The sequence below is a fragment of the Roseovarius confluentis genome, from assembly GCF_002917925.1.
Lineage (GTDB): Bacteria > Pseudomonadota > Alphaproteobacteria > Rhodobacterales > Rhodobacteraceae > Roseovarius > Roseovarius confluentis.
In genome coordinates, this window is sequence record NZ_PPFE01000001.1 from 879,646 (window position 1) to 895,412 (window position 15,767).

A 15,767-nucleotide genomic window follows, 5' to 3' on the forward strand; every position below is an offset into this window, starting at 1 on the left:
CTCCCATGATCACGCTTCCCTCCAACCAGATCGCCTATCTCACGGCCCTGCGCCATGACCTGCACTGCCGCCCCGAAGTGTCGGGCGACGAGGTCGAGACTGCCAGGCGCATCACGCGCGAACTCACCGCCCTCGGGGCCGACCGCATCTGGCAAGGCCTCGGCGGCCACGGCGTCGCCGCCGAATTCACTGGCCGCGCCCCTGGCCCCACCGTCCTTCTGCGCTGCGAACTCGACGGTCTGCCCATCCGAGAAATCAACACCATCGCCCATGCCTCTCAGATCGACGGCAAGGGCCACCTCTGCGGCCATGACGGCCACATGGCCACCCTGCTGGGCGTCGCTATGCGCCTTGCCACCCGGCCTGCCAAGGGCCGCATCGTCCTGCTCTTCCAACCGGCCGAGGAAACCGGCGCGGGCGCTCAAGCTGTGATCGAAGACCCGCAATGGCCCGAGATCCGCCCGGATTATGCCTTCGCCTACCACAATGTCCCCGGCCGCCCGCTGGGAGAGATCGGCCTTCGCTCCGGCCCCGCCAACTGCGCCTCGCGCGGGATGCAGATCCTGCTGACCGGCAAAAGCTCTCACGCCGCGGCCCCCGAGGACGGCCTGTCCCCCGGCCCGGCCATGGCAACCCTTATGACCGCCCTGCCCGCCCTCAGCCGCGGCACGATCGCCGACGCCGATTTCACCCTCGCCACCCTCACCCATGCCAACCTTGGCGAGCCCGCCTTCGGCATCGCCCCCGCCGATGGCGAGCTGCGCGTCACCCTGCGCACCATGACCAACGAGGGGATGGACGCGCTGATAAACACCGCCTTGCACAAGGTTGCCCAGGCGCAGGGCGAGCTTGTCACCGACATCCACTGGCACGACGTCTTTCGCGGGGTGGTCAACGACGCGGACACCACCGACATCGCCCGCCGCGTGGCCCACGACCTCGGGCATGAGGTCGTCGAGATGGCCACGCCCATGCGCTGGTCCGAGGATTTCGGGCGTATCGGCGATGACGGCGCGAAGGCCGCAATGCTCTATGTCGGCGCGGGCACGGACATGCCCCAGCTACACAATCCCGATTATGACTTCCCCGACGCACTCCTGCCCGTCGTGATCGACCAGTTCACCGGCATCGTCGATCACATCCTGGGCTTGCCCGACACATGACCGACCCCGCGATCCCCGACGCCTGGTGCGAGGTGCATCGCGACCGGATCGACGCCAACATCCGCATTGCGCTTGGCCTCGTCCCCAAGAGCCGACGCTTCTGCGCCGTGCTGAAGGCCGACGCCTATGGCCACGGCATCGCCAACGTCGTCCCGCTGGTCCGCGCCCATGGCATCGACTGCATCGCCATCACCTCGAACGCCGAGGCCCGCGCGGTTCGCGACGCAGGCTACACCGGCCAGCTCATCCGCCTACGCGCTGCCACGCCGGTTGAGGCCCGCGCGGCCCTGCCCGACAAGGTCGAGGAACAGGTCGGCACGGTCGAGGCCGCCGAAAACCTGGCTGCACTTAGGAACTCCGGTGCCCCCGTCCGCGCCCACCTGTCTCTCAACGCCTTGGGCATGTCCCGCGACGGTCTGGAAATCGAAACCGAGAACGGCCGCGCTGCCTGCCGCGCCATCCTCGACCACCTGGGCGACAGCGTCACCGCCATAACCAGCCATTTTCCCAGCAACGCGCCGGACGATCTGCGTGCCAGCGCCGCGCTCTTTCAAAAGCACGCCGACTGGGTCCTGCACCAAGGCAGCCTCTCGCGCGACAGCACTCTCATCCATGCCGGCAGCTCGCTCACTCTCGTCTCCGATGAACCCGTCAAGACCGACATGTACCGCTGCGGAGCCGTTCTCTATGGCATCCTAAAGCCCGAATGGGGCTTTCAGACCACGATGGACCTGAAGACCCGCGTCGTCAGCCTTGGCGATTACCCGGCAGGCGCGACCGTGGGCTACGACCGCACCTTCGTTCTGGATACCCCCCGCCGCCTGGCCTGCCTCTCCATCGGGTACGCCAACGGTGTCCGCCGCGCTGGTCAGAACAGCGGCACGGCCCTGATCGGCGGGCACGAGGCGCCGATTCTGGGCCGCATCTCCATGAACACCACCGTGGCCGACGTCACGGGCCTCGGTGACATTTCCATCGGCGAGCCGGCGGTGATCTTCGGCGGATCGCGCGATACGCGCAGCTCGCTGGAAAACGCAGAAGCGCAGTTCGGCACCATCATCGCCGATCTCTACACCGACTGGGGCCTGAGCAATCACCGGATCGTCCGGTAAACGCCGTCAACTGCCCTTGATGTTGATCGAGAAACTGGTCCGTGCGCCTGCAGGCGGCGGCGGGAACGGCGCAGCCCGCTGGATCATCCGCACCGCCGCCTGGTCCAGCGCTGACGAACCGGAACTGCGTGCAATCGAAACCCCCGCCAGACCGCCGTTGCCGCCGATGCGGAACGACACAACCGCCGTCCCTCGACTGCCCACGCGCGGGCGCGGCACACGCGAGATCTTCCGCATGACCTTTCCGGGATAGTTGCTGGCCGCGGCATTGCCGGCGGCCTGCGATTGGCCCGAACCTTGCGCCGCCGATCTGGTCTGCGTCTGGGACCCCGTGGCACTGCCCGCGCGCGCGTTCTGCTGCGCGTTGCCCTTGGGCTGCGGCTTGGGCTTCGACTGGGTCGTGCGCTTGGGTGCGGGTTCTCTCTTCTTCGGCTGCGCCTTGGGCGGTTCGGGTTTGTGCGCTTCCTCGAACTCCGCGCTGCGCGGCTTGGGCCGCAACGAGCGTGTCACCGCCGTCGGCGCCTCGTCCACCGGCTCCAGCATCTCCGCCTGCTGCGGTTCTGTCGGCTGCACGCTTTCCTCCGGCACGGTCTCGGACGGGGTCACCGGGACCAATGGCACGTTCGGCGTGATCTCCGCCTGCTCGACCGGGTCAGGCACACTTTCGGCGGGCGTTTCGGCCGGTACGACAGGCGCAGTCTCGGCCTGTTCCACCGGCTCGGCGGCTTCCTGCGGCTCGACCTCTGGCAAGGTCTCAGGCCGGTCCTGCGCAGTTTCTTCTGGCGTGTCCTGCGCCGTTTCCTGAGGTGTCGCGTCTTCCGTCACCTCGTCCGGAAGTTCCTGCGACGTCACCTCCTCCGGTGGCGTCTCCTCGACGGCTTCCTCGGTGGCATCCGGCGTCATCACCCCCGCCGCCATGTCGGCAAAGCTGTTGCCGATGCTGGCCTCCACGCCGCCCGCATCGCCCTCGATCTCGATCGCCTCGCCCTGGAAAACCGCGGCCACGACGGTACCATGCACTACAAGCGCCGCCGTGGCGGCAAAGGTTTTCACAAGACGGGATGACGCGATCATTCCAACCCCCTCTGGGTGACGATCAGCACCCGCTCCGCTCCTGCGCCGCGCAGATCCCGCGCCAGGTTTACCAGTGTCTGCGCCGACAGCTCCTGATCGGGGACCACCCGCACCACCTCTCGCTCTTCATCGCTGCGCCGCGCCAGGAAATCCTCGGCCGACGCGATATCCTCGCCACGGAAACTCATCCGCCCGTCGGGATGCACGACCAGCGTGTCGGGCGGCGACCGCCCTTCCAGGTCCGCCGTCCGCACAAGGCTCAGTTCCTTGTCCAAAGGTTGCGACAGGGTGCCCGCCACCATGAAGAACACCAGCATCAGGAACACGATGTTGATCAATGCAATCGTCGGCTCCCGGCGCGAGGATGTCTTGGCCTTGCGCATCTCAGGACCCCAGCACGCTGATGCTGACGCGCTCGATGCCGCGCAGCACGACCAGAAGATCGGTCAGCCGTTGTGCCGTCACGCCGTCACGCAGGCTGACGACCACGGGCCGCGCCTCATCGCTCGGCGGCATCTCGGCAAAGGCGGCACTCAGCCCTTCGATCTCCATATCCTTTCCATTCAGGCTCAAGCCCTCGTCGCTCAGGCGCAGAAAGCTGATCTTGGCCTCGCTGCTGCCACTGCCGCCCGCCCCGGCGGCGGACAGCTCGACCTCCGCAAAGCGCGAAAAGGTCGATGACAGCATGAAGAACAACAACAGCAGGAAGATCACGTCGATCAGCGACGTCATCGACAAGCGCCTGCGCCGCGAGGTCTTACGCACGGCTCGGCTCCGCCTCGAACTCGGAGGCATGTCCGGCCCGTCCCTGCGGATACAGGACCGTCGAAATCGCCCGCTCCGCCGTGACGCGTTCGCCGTCCATACGGCCCTCGAACCAGCTCAGCACCATCGCGGTCGGCATGGCAACGGCCAGACCCACGGCGGTGGTCAGCAGCGCCACCCAGATGCCCCCCGCCAGAAGCGACGGATCGACCTGCGACCCGGCCTCCTGCAAGGACTGGAACGCCTCGATCATGCCCAGCACCGTGCCGAACAGACCCAGGAGTGGCGCCAGTTGCGCCACGCTATCGAGCAGGCGAAACCCGCCTTCCAGACGAGCAAAGCGCGATTCCGCCTCGGCCTCCAGCCGCTTGGCATCTTCCGGACGGGCCGAGAATGCCATTTCGATCACCGGCGCAAGGTAGCTCTTCGATTGCTTCAGCGCCGCCAGCGCCGCCGCAAGATCGCCCTCGTCCCAGGCCGCGACCGCATCCTTAAGCGCCTTGTGCCGCCCGACACCGGCCGCCGAGAACTGCCACAGCTTGTAAAGGACCGTCGCCAGCGTGATCACCGACACCGCCAGCAGGATAAGAACGACCGGACCGCCCAGATCGGCGACCTGGCGCAGGCTTTCCAACATCCCGTTCATCCCGTCACCTCGATATCGGTCCGCGTGTCCAGTTTAAGGTCGGTCGCACAGGCGCTTTCCGGCAGGTCCGCCGCCTCGCAGGTATGCGCGCCGTTGATCAGCACCTGGCCCAGCCCGTCACAGGCCATGCCCGGCACGGTGAACTGGCGCACCCGCGGCCGCCCTGGCGGCAAGGTTCCGAAATCGAACAGCGTCAGGCGGTCCACCTGCCCCTGGCTATCGAACAGCACCGTTTCATAAACCGCCTTGTCGATCTGGCTCTGATGCCCATTGATCACCAGGAAGGTCAGCGTGCAACTGCCCTCGTTCGCCTTGGTCGCGTTCAGCTCGATCAGCACGGCCTCGCCCAGCTCTTCTTCCTGCGCCAACACGCCTTGTGCCGCCCACAAGCTCGTCACCATCGCAACGACGCCGGTCATGATCCTCTTCATCTCGCGTCTCCTTCTCACGTGATCCACGCCGCGCCCCGCAGGATGCAGGCCGGGCCACGTTTCAAACCAATTCGCGGCGCGGTCAAGCGCCCTCCGACCGTGACTATCGCGGAAAACGAGGGGATTCGGAACGCGGCTTGCCCGCAGATCGCAATTTCGTGCGCATCCCCCGATCTTCTGCCACCGGTGCGTGTGTCGTGCGTCGGCCTGGCAGAAGATGAGACTCGGCTTGGAGACGCGTTGGCGCATATGTGTCACATCCCGATGAGACACTCAATACCTAAACAAATTAATCAGGTATACCCGCCGCGCTCGTCTCCTCGCACAAGCCAGAACGAAAACGGGGCGCGCCCATCAGACGCGCCCCGCGAAAATCTACTTGTAAGTGCTGTTAGATCTTTGAGGTCGACGCGCTACGCGGACCTGCGATCAGCCAGATGATAAAGCCGATAATCGGCAGGACAATCACCAGCAAACTCCACAGAACCTTCTTGCCGGTCGAGGCGCTCGAACCGATGATATTCACCAATGCCCAGATATCCAGCACCAGCACGATAAGGCCACCAAGGCCACCAACTTCCAACATTTTTGTCTCCTTTTCTAAGTGTCTAACGCTTCAGTCTCACGTTTGTTTCAGGCTTTGCGCACTTCGCTGGCGCTTTTCAGCACCTCGTCGCCGTCGTCCTGTTCGATCAGGTACGCAGGGCAATCGTCGTCGGCATCCCGCGTAATCTCGGATCCCTTGATCTTGACGGTGGTCTTTTGGGTATAGACCTTCCGGACCTCACCCTGACCGGTGCCGTTGCCCCAGTCCCACTCGACCGTGTCGCCTTGGGAAATTGCCATGTCAGTCGCGCCTCAGCGCATCGATCAATTCTTCTTTCGTCATGTCCGATCGACCTTCGATCCCGACATTCTGCGCCTGGTCGTAAAGCTCGGTTTTCGACCATTGCTCATAGGGCGGGGCTTTGCCGCCTTTCTTCGACGGGGCCATGTTGTCGTTGGCCTGCGCATTGGCGATCCGGGCCGCCTTCGATTTGCTGTAGCCCTTGTCGCGCAACGCCTCGTATGTGTCTTCGTCCTTGATGGACGATCCGTTGGACTCTGCCATGACGGTTTCTCCGAATAATGCTGGGGATAAAACGTCGCGCCGCCCTATTTGTTCCCGCGAACGTGGTGTAACCGCGATATGTGCAGGCAACGTGCCGATGACCGGAGTGGGTAATGTCGAAGACCGATAACGATCTGATCAAGCAGGAAAAAGAAAAGGAAGCCGTCGAAGAGGCAGCGGCGCTGTCACCGCGCCTGATTTTCGAGTCGATCCGCCGCAATGGCGAAGAGGAACTTGAACGCCCGATGACCGCCCTGTGGTTCTCGGGCATCGCCGCCGGTCTGCTGATCTCGTTCTCGGTCCTGAGCGAGGCATTGCTGCGCGCCCATCTGCCCGAGGCCGACTGGGCCTATATCATCGAAAATTTCGGCTATTCGCTTGGGTTCGTGCTTGTGATCATGGCCCGGCTGCAACTTTTCACCGAAAACACCATCACCACCGTTGTCCCCGTGATGATCGACCCGTGCGCCCACACCATAGGCCGCACCGCCAGGTTGTGGAGCGCGGTACTGGTGGCCAATATCATCGGCGCCTTCATCGTCGCCGCCTTCTTCGCCCATGGTGGTGTCCTGACAGAGCCGGTCGCCGCCGCCTTTACCGAACTCAGCGAACACGCCACCAGCTTTCCGCCGTTCGAGGGCTTCATGCGTGGCATCCCCGCCGGTATCCTGATCGCGGCGATCGTCTGGATGCTGCCGTCCTCCAAGCGCAACGAGATCGGGCTGATCGTGCTTTTCACATGGCTGATCGCCTTGGGCGATTTCACCCACGTGATCGCCGGCTCGGTCGAGATGGCCTACCTGATGGTGCAGGGACAGCTCGATGCCACCCCCGCGTTCGTCGGGTTCTTTCTTCCCGTGCTGCTCGGCAACGTGGTGGGCGGCACCCTGATCTTTACCGTCCTGACCTATGCCCAGGTCATGCCCGAGGTCGACGAGCCCCGCTGACCCGCTCGAAAACGAAAATGCGCGTGACCCTGGCAGGGCACGCGCATCCGTGGCCGTTGAAATCTGTGAGTCGACGTTAGTTATACGACGCGAGCCCGATTTGCGCTTCGCCTTCGTCCAGAGCGCCGCCGTGAATGTCCACGTCGCGCAGCGCATTGTTGCGGTCAAGCACCGTATGCACGCTCAGCACCTTGTTCCCGTGGCTTTTGCCTGGGTCTGCAATGATCGTTTGAAGCTCGGCGCGGGCGTCGCTGTCAAGCGCTGCCATGTCAACAGCAGCCACGTAGTTTTTCAACTCGTCAGCCAGCGGCGCGGCTGTTGCGGCCAACGGCATCGTTCCGATCAAAAGTGATAGTACAAAGCGTTTCATCGTTACTCCCCTCTCATAAGGTTCGACAAATAAACGCCTGTAATCTAATAAGGTTCCCGAAAAATTTAAGCACCGCAGCCTGGGACGGGCTGCGGTGCTGGGCGCGTTCTACGCGCCGCACTGACAGGGGACGGGGGGATGCTGTCAGCGCGTCTCGGCGGCGTCCCGCCCGGTCTCCGAACGTTCACGCCTATGTTCTTGCCGCTTCACGAAAATCGCGAAGCAAAGGATCGCCACGTTTGCGATGATGAACAGCCCGGGGACAAGAATGTCTGCCACGGTACCTGTCTGCATCGCCTAGTTGTTGGTGTCGGAACCGGCTGAGTTCTCCGTGCTTGTTGCAGGTGCTTGCACACCATCGCCGGCTTCTTCACCATCGGTGGCCAGAATGTAGAACACGCCGAACAGGATCGCCGCGAAAGCTACAACCAGAAGCATCCCGCCGAGGGGACCGATATGGCGCTTTTTTTGACGTTCCAAATTTGTTTCGGGTGCGGACATGCTGTCTCCTTGTCGTTTATCTCACTGCACCAACGCCCCGCGTCGGTGCAGGTTCCAAAAAATGTGCCCGCTCACGAAATAAATTTTATCAGCGCCTCTTCACCCCGCCGGAACCCGTCCGCAGGTGTGCCAATCTTCGGAATGCGCGCGCCATGCGTCCCCGTTTTCAGCCGCGCAAGCTCCAGAACCTCCGGATGTACATAGCTCTTTTGCGCGATAGCCGGCGTATTGTGCAGACGTTCTGCCGCGGCCTCGGCCAGCGCCTTGATGCTGATAGCGTCCGAATGTGCCGCGACCGCGAAAGCGGCCAGCGTTCCGTGCCAGGTGCGCAGCGTCTTGGCCGTGGCATTGGCCTGGCACAACTCGTTCAGCTTTGCGTTCAATTGGTCCGACGACACGCCACGCGCATTGCCCTCCTCGTCCAGCCACGACACCAGCGACGGGCCCGGCAGGTCCTGGCAGGCCTCCATCACCTTGGCCAGCTTCCTGCCGCGCAAGGTCTTTTCCACCTGCTTGCCGCCCTTGCCCTTGAAGGCCAGCGCAATCGCGTCGCCGTCGATGCTCAGGTGCCGCCGCTTCAGCGTGGTCGCCCCATAGGTCCGGTTTTCCTCGGCATAGGCCCGTGACCCGGGCCGAAGCGCCGCGCGGTCGACCAGCGCCAGAACCGCTGCCACCGCGGTGTCCTCGCTGCCCACCTCGCCCGAAAGATGATGGTCGATCCAGCGCCGCAGCCGCGGAAGGCTCTGGCCGAACGCGCCAAGCCCCTCGAACTTGGTCTGCGCCCGTTGCGCGGCCCAGTCGGGATGATACCTGTATTGCTTGCGCGTCCGCACGTCGCGGCCGGTGGCCAACAGATGCGCATTGCCCATCGGCGCCATCCACACATCGGTATAGGCCGGCGGCACCGCCAGCGCCTGCAACGCGCGCCGCTTCTTCGGACAGTCGATCCGCGTGCCGTCGACATTGATGTACGAAAATCCCCGACCGCGCTTTTCGCGGCGAATGCCGGGGTTGCTGTCCGGGTAATAGACCAGCCGCTCTGCCACGGGCGTTATCCTCCATCGTTCAGATTAGAGGACGCGTTGCGAGGGCTCCCGGTTCCACGTTGCCCAGCTGGGCAAGCTCAACTTCTTTGTGAACGACCAGCGCATCGTCCTGCCAGGTGGCCACCCCGGCCTCGCGCAGGCGCGTCAGCGTCTTGTTGGTATGCACCAGCGACAGGCCCACCGCATCTGCCAGGTCCTGCTGGCGATAGGGCAACGGCACACGGCCATTCTCGATCATTTCCAGCGCCCGAAGCCGCTGGAAAAAACGATAAAGCGCCCAGGCCACGCGGGCGACACCGTTCATCTGCCCGACCGTGACCAGCGCTTCGCCCAGCAGCTGCTCTTCTCGCGCGGCCAGGTGTGTCAGGTCAAACGCCCGCTTCGGCTGCGCCTGGAACAGCCGCCAGAAATCCGATCTGTTGAAGACGCACAGTTTCATCGTCGTGGTCGCCTCGACGGAATGCTGCATCTCGCCCATCACGCCGCTTTGCAATCCGACGAAATCGCCCGGCAGCACGAAACCGACCACCTGCCGCCGCCCCTCCGCCATTGTCTTGTATCGGATGCCCATGCCGCTCAACGCGGTGTAAAGCTGGGTCGAAGACGCACCTTCAGCGAGGATCTCGGTCCCCTGTTCGGCGCGCAGTTCCCCGGTCTTGAAGCTCGTCATGAACTCAAGTTCTTCGGCCGTCATCGCGCCGAATAGTTCCAGTTCCCTCAACGGGCAGGTCCCGCAATCGATCGCCATTCTTGGTATATGTCGCAGTTTAATGTGAGCGTCACGATTCTATGCCATGATTGCCTCATACCGAGGGGGTAGTAAATGCAAAAGATTGCGCCGCGCGAAGACCTTGTTCTGGTTTCTTCGCGCAAAATTCTGGAAGCCGCAGACCTTGCGGATTTCGCGAAATCGCGTTCGCTCGGAGAGGTGATCGTCGAAAGCGATACCGAGCGCGCGCATGTTCTTCTGTCGGAAAACCACTTTTCCTTCGCGTTCATCGGCTTGCCCGAGACCGAGCGGCGCGACACGCTACTGTCGGCGCTTGCCGCCGGCCATACTCATATCGTGCTGCTCGACGACGACGGATCCGCGCCGGGGTCATCAGGTGGCATGCGCGTGCTCTCCCGCCCCTTCACTGACGCCGATCTCGAAGGTGCGATCCGGCACGAAGTGGCGCCCGTGGAACATATTTGCACCACAGACCAAACGCCGCCTGCCGCCTGAAGAATATCTGGAACCAGCCCGCCGCCTGATCGTTTGTGTCGCGTAACGAGATCAACAAAGGATCAAGCAGATGCTTCATTGGGCCCTTATATTCCTGGGTGTTGCATTGATCGCCGGCATCTTCGGATTTGGCGGCATCGCATCGGCCTCCGCCGGAATTGCGCAAGTGCTGTTTGTCATCTTCCTGGTGCTATTCGTCGTGGCCATGGTGGCCCGTGCGCTCGGCGGCCGCACACCGTGACCCGACGACCACAACCGACTGACAACATCCTTAAGGGGGCTGACCGAAACCGGCAGCCCCCATTTTCATTCGATCGCTTTGCAGTGCCCCGTGCCAAGTCCTCCAAACGCACGAAAAAGCCCCCCGCACAAATGAACGAGGGGCTTGTGAGCTTGGAAAACTGCGCGGCGGCTCAGGCCTTCAGTGTCTCCGTCGACGAAAAGAACATTGCCTGGCTCACTGCCGAACGAACCTGGTCGGATTGGTACGGTTTCGGGATCAGGAACGCAGGCTCGGGTCCCTCGCCCGTCAGCAGACGCTCGGGGAAGGCGGTGATGAAAATCACAGGGATGTCCGGCGCATTTTCCATGATGCGGTTCACGGCATCGATCCCGCTCGATCCGTCGGCCAACTGGATATCCGACAGGATGAGGCTCGGCGTCTCTTCGTTGAAAAGCTTCAGCGCATCGGTTTCCGTCCGCGCGATGCCGGTGATACGGTGACCCATGTCGCCCACGATGCCTTCCAGGTCCATCGCGATGATCGCTTCGTCCTCGATGATCATCACCCGGCCCGACAGCACGCTCGACATTTCCTCATAGGCAATTTCGACCAGCGACCGCGCTTCGTCCTCGGACACGTCCATGATGATAGCGACTTCGGAGAAAGTGAATTCCTCGATCGTATGCAGCAACAGCGCCTCGCGCGTGTTCGTGGTCAACTTCGACAAATGCGCCTGCGCCTTGGCCTGCAATCCTGTATCGTCGTCTGAAAACACGGCGCCGGACGTTGCCCAGATCGGCTGAAACACCTTGAACAGCGCCAATTTCGGGGAAATAGACGCGTCGAAAACACCGCGGTCGCTCAGCACCGCCTCAAGTGTCGCCATCGCATATTGATCGCCCCGCTCCTGCGACCCTGTAAGCGCGCGCGCATACCGACGAAGGTAAGGCAAATTTGCACCGATCTTCTCGCTGAGATCCTCGGCAGTCTTTTCAGTCATTTGATTGCTTCCAGTTTTTTTCTACTATCTTGGAACCTAACGTGTTTGATGGCGTTAGGTTCCAGACACAGTGCACAGATGTCAAACTTAGAGACAATAATGACCCGAGCAAAACGGACTTCAAGTGTGGATACGACCATTGACGAGAATCTGAAACGTGCGTTCGACGATGTGGCCAGTGAGCCTCTGCCGTCACGTTTTACCGATCTGTTGGAGCAACTCAAGACCGAGGGCGCGCCCAAGGGCTCTGATCAGGAATCGGATAACAATTCATGAGCGACCCCCGTGACGAACTGGTGGAACACCTTGGCCCGATGCGGGCTTTCGCCATGAGTCTTACGCGCAACTCTGCGCTTGCAGATGACATGGTGCAGGATGCGCTCGTCAAGGCGTGGACGAACATCGACAAATTCGAGCCGGGCACCAACATGCGCGCCTGGTTGTTCACCATCCTTCGCAACACCTATTATTCGCACCACCGCAAGGCGCGTCGCGAGGTCTCGGACACGGACGGCGAACTTGCCGCGTCCTTGGCCAAAAAGCCCGATCATGACGGACGCCTGCAAATGCGCGACTTCCATACCGCCTTTGAAAAGCTGCCCGACGAACAGCGCGAGGCACTTGTATTGGTCGGTGCGGGCGGCTTTTCCTACGAGGAAGCGGCCGAAACCTGCGGCGTCGCTGTCGGTACGATCAAAAGCCGCGTCAATCGTGCCCGGGCGCGGCTGGTCGAGTTGATGCATCTGGACGAGGATCAGGTCCTGGAAACGACGGACGCGGTCACCGCAGGTATCGTATCGGCGAACAAAAGCGTTGCCTAAGAAGTCCAAAGCCCTGCTCGACGCATACGGAACGATGGTCAACAGGCTGTCGTTCCGTCTTTTTGCGTTGTTGGCGCTTGCGCTTTTCCCCTTGGGAATCATAGCGGTCTACCAAACCGACCAGGTGCTGGACGAAACCGAGAACCTGCGCCGGAACGCGCTCTTCTTCGAGACAACCTCCGCCGCTCGGGACGAACGCGAGCTGATCCAGCAGACGCTGGGATCCGCCGAAGGGCTTGCCGCACTGTCCATTCTCGACGACGCCCCCGCCTGCCGCGAGGTCATGCGCGAATTCGCGGAAAGCAACACGCACATCGCCTTTGCCGGGTACACCAAGATGTCGGGCATCATGGAGTGCAGTTCCGAGGGCGACGAGGTGCGGGATTTCCGCACGCTCGAGCGTCTTCAGCGCGCGCTCAACGCGGACGGCCCCAGCGTCTATGTCGCGGCCACCGGCTCGGTCACGCAGCAACCCGCGCTGGTCGTCAATCACCCGGTCTATATCGACCGCAGCCTTGCCGGCATCGTCTCGCTCTCGGTGCCGCTGCGCCTGACCTACCAGCCGCTCTCCTCCCGCCGCTTCGATCACGAACTGCGCTTTGTCACCTTCACCAGCGACGGCCAGGTGGTATCGGCCAGCGGTGGACGCGAAAACGCCGAGGATATCCTGCCACGGCTGATCGAACCCAAAGATCTCAACCGTCAGGTCGGCACCACGTTCAACGGCGTCAGCGGCGCGGGCGAAGAACGCATCTATGCCGTGGCCAGCATCTTTCAGGATCAGGTCAGCGTCATCGCAAGCTGGCCAGCCCGCGCCTCCGCGTGGGGCGGCGGGGCCTTGTCCTACTACGTGCTCAACCTGCTCTTTCCCTTCGCGATCTGGGCCGCCGGCCTTGCCTTCGCCTGGTACGAACTGCGCCGCGTCGTGATCCGCCATGTCCGCGACCTGCGCTCGGCCATGCGCCGCTTCGCTCTCGGTCAGCGCGATGGCTTCCCCCTGCGCCTGAAAAACCCGCCAGAGGAATTTGCCGAGGCCGAACGCGCCTTCAACCGCATGGCCATCATCATCGCCGAATCCGAGGCGCGCCAGGACAAGGATCTCAAGGACAAGGAGGTGTTGCTGAAAGAGGTGCACCACCGCGTCAAGAACAACCTGCAAATGATCGCCTCGATCATGAACATGCAGCTGCGCAGCGCCAAGACGCCCGAGGCCAAGTTCATGCTCGCCAGCCTGCAGCGGCGCGTGAACGGCCTCGCTATGCTGCACCGCACCCTCTACACCACCCCCGACCTTCTGACGATCGAGGCCAACGAGTTGCTCGAGGCGGTGGTCACCGACATATCCACCATGATGACCGTCCCCGGCATCACGATCGAGCGCGACATCGATACCCTGCCGCTTTACCCCGACCAGGCCGTGCCGCTGTCGATGCTTCTGGCCGAGGCACTGACAAACGCACTGAAATACGCCGGTGCGGAAAAGGATGAAACCCCGTCGGTCATGGTGACGTTGAAGGAGCAGGACGACGGCCGTTACAGGCTTGGCGTCACCAACACCAAAGGCCCTCTCAGGCCACAACCGATCCCCGATGTCGAAACCGTCAGCGGTCTGGGCACCAAGCTCATGCAGGCCTTCGTCAGCCAGCTCGAAGGCGAGCAGGAGGTGACCGAGGACGACACGCATTACGGTCTGTACGTTGTGTTCGAAAGAAAGGATTTCGAGGCCCCATAGTGACACATGCTCAGGACGATCCAGACTTCCAGGTGATGATAACCGCGCAGGAAGCATGGCCGGTATTCGAACGGGCCGTGCTTGCCGCCAAGTCTCACGTCGTGGCCTCGTTCCGCATTTTCGACCTGTCGACCCAGTTGCGCAGCGAAGAGGCGCGCAAGATCGGAGAAACGTGGTTCGACCTTCTGGAACACCTTTTGTGCCGCGGCGTACGCATCGACCTCACGGTCAGTGATTTCGACCCGGTCTTCGCCACCGAACTGCACCGCCTGACATGGCGCACGGTGCGGCAGGCGGCGGCGTTGGCGGAAATCTCCGACTGCCCCATTCACAACCTGCGCATCCGCGCCGATCTGCACCCGGCCAAGGCCGGCCGTCTGCCCTGGCTGGCCTTCCTGCCCGCCGTGCTTCAGCGTCGCTCCAAGCGGCTGATGGCGCTCAACGACGACCAGAAACTGCGCGAGGCCGTGCGCCTCGACGACGGCTCTCTGCCAGAGCTGCACACCACCTCGCACCACCAGAAGATCGCGGTGATCGACGACGAGGTGCTTTATGTGGGAGGGCTCGACCTCAACGAGCGGCGCTATGATACGCCCCAGCATGACCGCATCGCCGCGCATACCTGGTCCGACGTGCAGCTTCTCATTCGCGGCGGCCCCGAGCCGAAGGAGGCGGCGCATCACGTCAAGACCTTCCTCACCAGCATCGAGGCCTGCCGCAAGCCCGCGCCGATGAAATACATCCGCCGCACGCTCTCTGCTCAGCGCCCGACCCAGTTGCCCTATGTCTCGCCCAAGACGCTCCTGCACGAGATCGAAGAGGATCACATCCGCGCCTTCAAGCGGGCCAAGGACATGGTCTATATCGAGACGCAATATTTCCGTGCCCGCGGTCTCGCCAAGCGTCTGGCCAAGGAAGGCCGCCGGCGGCCCGACCTGCACGCAATTCTCATCCTGCCCGGCCTGCCCGACGAGGTCGCCTATTCCAGCGAAATCGGCATCGACGCCCGCTATGGCATGTCGCTCCAGCACAACGCGATCGAGATGGTGCGCGACAGCTTCGGCGACCGCATCATCGTCGCCACACCGGTCCAGCCCCGCTTTGCAGCCCGCGACACGATCCAGACCCTGTCGGGCTCACCGCTGATTCACGTCCACAACAAGATCCTCGTGCAGGACGACAGTTTCGCCATGGTCGGATCTGCCAACCTCAACGGCCGATCGCTCTACTGGGATACCGAGGCCGCCGTGCGCATCACCGACCCGGGCCGCATCCAGACCCTGCGCGACCGGCTGATGTCGCACTGGTGGTTCGAGGACTTGCCCGCAGAGGCGCGCGCGCATGACACCATGTTCCCCTGGTGGTCCAGGAAGATCGCCGAGAACAGCGTCATGAACCCCGAGAATCGCCACGGCTTTCTCGTTCGGCATGACAGCGCCCAGTTGCGCGATACTTGGCTCAACCTGCCCGGCGTGACGGAAAACATCGTCTGATCCGCCACGCGCGCCGGAACTCCCGGCGGTCCGTCCGCGTTTATCCAGTAGAGATGAAACGACCGGTCGCCCCACTATCGGGACGGCCTAAAATACTGATATGATAG

22 protein-coding genes are annotated in these 15,767 nt (G+C 62.8%); 9 read left to right on the forward strand and 13 right to left on the reverse strand.

Features of this window, described 5'->3' with window-relative positions; genetic code table 11:
* The first annotated feature begins 5 nt into the window (after window positions 1-5).
* Window positions 6-1,163 (forward strand): amidohydrolase, encoded by a 1,158-nt coding sequence (locus C2I35_RS04355; RefSeq protein ID WP_103761744.1) that lies wholly within the window; start codon window positions 6-8, stop codon window positions 1,161-1,163.
* Window positions 1,160-2,275 (forward strand): alanine racemase, encoded by a 1,116-nt coding sequence (locus tag C2I35_RS04360; RefSeq protein WP_103761745.1) that lies wholly within the window; start codon window positions 1,160-1,162, stop codon window positions 2,273-2,275. Before C2I35_RS04355 ends, C2I35_RS04360 begins: the two co-directional genes overlap by 4 nt.
* A 6-nt stretch (window positions 2,276-2,281) precedes the next feature.
* On the opposite strand, the gene C2I35_RS04365 is transcribed toward C2I35_RS04360, so the two are convergent.
* The 8 genes from C2I35_RS04365 to C2I35_RS04400 all read right to left on the reverse strand — a co-directional run bounded on the left by C2I35_RS04365 (window position 2,282) and on the right by C2I35_RS04400 (window position 6,302).
* Window positions 2,282-3,349, reverse strand: a complete 1,068-nt coding sequence (locus C2I35_RS04365; RefSeq protein ID WP_103761746.1) for an energy transducer TonB family protein — start codon at window positions 3,347-3,349, stop codon at window positions 2,282-2,284.
* The gene (locus C2I35_RS04370; RefSeq protein WP_103761747.1) at window positions 3,346-3,732 is read right to left on the reverse strand and encodes an ExbD/TolR family protein; all 387 of its coding nucleotides are present in this window, start codon (window positions 3,730-3,732) and stop codon (window positions 3,346-3,348) included. Before C2I35_RS04370 ends, C2I35_RS04365 begins: the two co-directional genes overlap by 4 nt.
* A gap of 1 nt (window position 3,733) precedes the next feature.
* Window positions 3,734-4,144 (reverse strand): biopolymer transporter ExbD, encoded by a 411-nt coding sequence (locus C2I35_RS04375; protein ID WP_281255048.1) that lies wholly within the window; start codon window positions 4,142-4,144, stop codon window positions 3,734-3,736.
* A complete protein-coding gene (locus C2I35_RS04380; protein WP_103761917.1) occupies window positions 4,107-4,751 on the reverse strand; it encodes a MotA/TolQ/ExbB proton channel family protein in 645 nt (214 codons plus the stop codon). The genes C2I35_RS04375 and C2I35_RS04380 overlap by 38 nt, the downstream gene beginning before the upstream one ends.
* 5 nt (window positions 4,752-4,756) lie before the next feature.
* On the reverse strand, window positions 4,757-5,191 hold the full coding sequence (locus C2I35_RS04385; protein ID WP_245890387.1) for a hypothetical protein: 435 nt from the start codon (window positions 5,189-5,191) through the stop codon (window positions 4,757-4,759).
* Between the two features lie 391 nt (window positions 5,192-5,582).
* Window positions 5,583-5,777: a PLD nuclease N-terminal domain-containing protein gene (locus C2I35_RS04390; protein ID WP_103761750.1), complete on the reverse strand. Its 195-nt coding sequence runs from the start codon at window positions 5,775-5,777 to the stop codon at window positions 5,583-5,585.
* A 47-nt stretch (window positions 5,778-5,824) separates the two neighbouring features.
* Window positions 5,825-6,037 (reverse strand): hypervirulence associated TUDOR domain-containing protein, encoded by a 213-nt coding sequence (locus C2I35_RS04395; RefSeq protein ID WP_103761751.1) that lies wholly within the window; start codon window positions 6,035-6,037, stop codon window positions 5,825-5,827.
* A 1-nt stretch (window position 6,038) separates the two neighbouring features.
* Window positions 6,039-6,302 (reverse strand): DUF7218 family protein, encoded by a 264-nt coding sequence (locus tag C2I35_RS04400; protein ID WP_103761752.1) that lies wholly within the window; start codon window positions 6,300-6,302, stop codon window positions 6,039-6,041.
* A 113-nt stretch (window positions 6,303-6,415) separates the two neighbouring features.
* Here C2I35_RS04400 and C2I35_RS04405 point away from each other — a divergent pair, with 113 nt between their 5' ends.
* Window positions 6,416-7,249, forward strand: a complete 834-nt coding sequence (locus tag C2I35_RS04405; protein ID WP_103761753.1) for a formate/nitrite transporter family protein — start codon at window positions 6,416-6,418, stop codon at window positions 7,247-7,249.
* Between the two features lie 76 nt (window positions 7,250-7,325).
* On the opposite strand, the gene C2I35_RS04410 is transcribed toward C2I35_RS04405, so the two are convergent.
* The 4 genes from C2I35_RS04410 to C2I35_RS04425 all read right to left on the reverse strand — a co-directional run bounded on the left by C2I35_RS04410 (window position 7,326) and on the right by C2I35_RS04425 (window position 9,914).
* On the reverse strand, window positions 7,326-7,619 hold the full coding sequence (locus C2I35_RS04410; RefSeq protein WP_146049958.1) for a hypothetical protein: 294 nt from the start codon (window positions 7,617-7,619) through the stop codon (window positions 7,326-7,328).
* A 297-nt stretch (window positions 7,620-7,916) separates the two neighbouring features.
* Window positions 7,917-8,120: a hypothetical protein gene (locus tag C2I35_RS04415; protein ID WP_103761755.1), complete on the reverse strand. Its 204-nt coding sequence runs from the start codon at window positions 8,118-8,120 to the stop codon at window positions 7,917-7,919.
* A gap of 71 nt (window positions 8,121-8,191) precedes the next feature.
* A complete protein-coding gene (locus tag C2I35_RS04420; protein ID WP_103761756.1) occupies window positions 8,192-9,166 on the reverse strand; it encodes a DNA topoisomerase IB in 975 nt (324 codons plus the stop codon).
* A 19-nt stretch (window positions 9,167-9,185) separates the two neighbouring features.
* A complete protein-coding gene (locus tag C2I35_RS04425; RefSeq protein ID WP_103761757.1) occupies window positions 9,186-9,914 on the reverse strand; it encodes a Crp/Fnr family transcriptional regulator in 729 nt (242 codons plus the stop codon).
* Between the two features lie 75 nt (window positions 9,915-9,989).
* On the opposite strand from C2I35_RS04425, the gene C2I35_RS04430 reads away from it, so the two are divergent.
* Both C2I35_RS04430 and C2I35_RS04435 read left to right on the forward strand, forming a co-directional pair.
* A complete protein-coding gene (locus C2I35_RS04430; protein ID WP_103761758.1) occupies window positions 9,990-10,391 on the forward strand; it encodes a hypothetical protein in 402 nt (133 codons plus the stop codon).
* Window positions 10,392-10,461: 70 nt separating this feature from the next.
* Window positions 10,462-10,632, forward strand: a complete 171-nt coding sequence (locus C2I35_RS04435; RefSeq protein ID WP_103761759.1) for a DUF1328 domain-containing protein — start codon at window positions 10,462-10,464, stop codon at window positions 10,630-10,632.
* A gap of 172 nt (window positions 10,633-10,804) precedes the next feature.
* On the opposite strand, the gene C2I35_RS04440 is transcribed toward C2I35_RS04435, so the two are convergent.
* Window positions 10,805-11,614 carry a response regulator gene (locus tag C2I35_RS04440; RefSeq protein ID WP_103761760.1) on the reverse strand — a complete coding sequence of 270 codons (810 nt, stop codon included), beginning with the start codon at window positions 11,612-11,614 and terminating at the stop codon, window positions 10,805-10,807.
* 126 nt (window positions 11,615-11,740) lie between these two features.
* On the opposite strand from C2I35_RS04440, the gene C2I35_RS22075 reads away from it, so the two are divergent.
* From C2I35_RS22075 to C2I35_RS04460, 4 genes are read left to right on the forward strand one after another with little or no spacing between them, the layout of a single operon-like run.
* Window positions 11,741-11,890: a NepR family anti-sigma factor gene (locus C2I35_RS22075; protein ID WP_245890388.1), complete on the forward strand. Its 150-nt coding sequence runs from the start codon at window positions 11,741-11,743 to the stop codon at window positions 11,888-11,890.
* On the forward strand, window positions 11,887-12,435 hold the full coding sequence (locus C2I35_RS04450; protein WP_103761762.1) for an RNA polymerase sigma factor: 549 nt from the start codon (window positions 11,887-11,889) through the stop codon (window positions 12,433-12,435). The genes C2I35_RS22075 and C2I35_RS04450 overlap by 4 nt, the downstream gene beginning before the upstream one ends.
* Window positions 12,428-14,167, forward strand: a complete 1,740-nt coding sequence (locus C2I35_RS04455; RefSeq protein WP_146049959.1) for a sensor histidine kinase — start codon at window positions 12,428-12,430, stop codon at window positions 14,165-14,167. The genes C2I35_RS04450 and C2I35_RS04455 overlap by 8 nt, the downstream gene beginning before the upstream one ends.
* A complete protein-coding gene (locus C2I35_RS04460) occupies window positions 14,167-15,660 on the forward strand; it encodes a phospholipase D family protein (protein WP_342749714.1) in 1,494 nt (497 codons plus the stop codon). The genes C2I35_RS04455 and C2I35_RS04460 overlap by 1 nt, the downstream gene beginning before the upstream one ends.
* Window positions 15,661-15,767: the final 107 nt, after the last annotated feature.

Coding starts and splice junctions, on each gene's coding strand:
- C2I35_RS04375 (WP_281255048.1), bottom strand. CDS start 4,144: ATGCCTCCGAGTTCGAGGCGGAGCCGAGCCGTGCGTAAGACCTCGCGG.
- C2I35_RS04365 (WP_103761746.1), bottom strand. CDS start 3,349: ATGATCGCGTCATCCCGTCTTGTGAAAACCTTTGCCGCCACGGCGGCG.
- C2I35_RS04425 (WP_103761757.1), bottom strand. CDS start 9,914: ATGGCGATCGATTGCGGGACCTGCCCGTTGAGGGAACTGGAACTATTC.
- C2I35_RS04400 (WP_103761752.1), bottom strand. CDS start 6,302: ATGGCAGAGTCCAACGGATCGTCCATCAAGGACGAAGACACATACGAG.
- C2I35_RS04360 (WP_103761745.1), top strand. CDS start 1,160: ATGACCGACCCCGCGATCCCCGACGCCTGGTGCGAGGTGCATCGCGAC.
- C2I35_RS04450 (WP_103761762.1), top strand. CDS start 11,887: ATGAGCGACCCCCGTGACGAACTGGTGGAACACCTTGGCCCGATGCGG.
- C2I35_RS04395 (WP_103761751.1), bottom strand. CDS start 6,037: ATGGCAATTTCCCAAGGCGACACGGTCGAGTGGGACTGGGGCAACGGC.
- C2I35_RS04435 (WP_103761759.1), top strand. CDS start 10,462: ATGCTTCATTGGGCCCTTATATTCCTGGGTGTTGCATTGATCGCCGGC.
- C2I35_RS04430 (WP_103761758.1), top strand. CDS start 9,990: ATGCAAAAGATTGCGCCGCGCGAAGACCTTGTTCTGGTTTCTTCGCGC.
- C2I35_RS04440 (WP_103761760.1), bottom strand. CDS start 11,614: ATGACTGAAAAGACTGCCGAGGATCTCAGCGAGAAGATCGGTGCAAAT.
- C2I35_RS04405 (WP_103761753.1), top strand. CDS start 6,416: ATGTCGAAGACCGATAACGATCTGATCAAGCAGGAAAAAGAAAAGGAA.
- C2I35_RS04380 (WP_103761917.1), bottom strand. CDS start 4,751: ATGTTGGAAAGCCTGCGCCAGGTCGCCGATCTGGGCGGTCCGGTCGTT.
- C2I35_RS04370 (WP_103761747.1), bottom strand. CDS start 3,732: ATGCGCAAGGCCAAGACATCCTCGCGCCGGGAGCCGACGATTGCATTG.
- C2I35_RS04355 (WP_103761744.1), top strand. CDS start 6: ATGATCACGCTTCCCTCCAACCAGATCGCCTATCTCACGGCCCTGCGC.
- C2I35_RS04390 (WP_103761750.1), bottom strand. CDS start 5,777: ATGTTGGAAGTTGGTGGCCTTGGTGGCCTTATCGTGCTGGTGCTGGAT.
- C2I35_RS04385 (WP_245890387.1), bottom strand. CDS start 5,191: ATGAAGAGGATCATGACCGGCGTCGTTGCGATGGTGACGAGCTTGTGG.
- C2I35_RS04415 (WP_103761755.1), bottom strand. CDS start 8,120: ATGTCCGCACCCGAAACAAATTTGGAACGTCAAAAAAAGCGCCATATC.
- C2I35_RS04410 (WP_146049958.1), bottom strand. CDS start 7,619: ATGAAACGCTTTGTACTATCACTTTTGATCGGAACGATGCCGTTGGCC.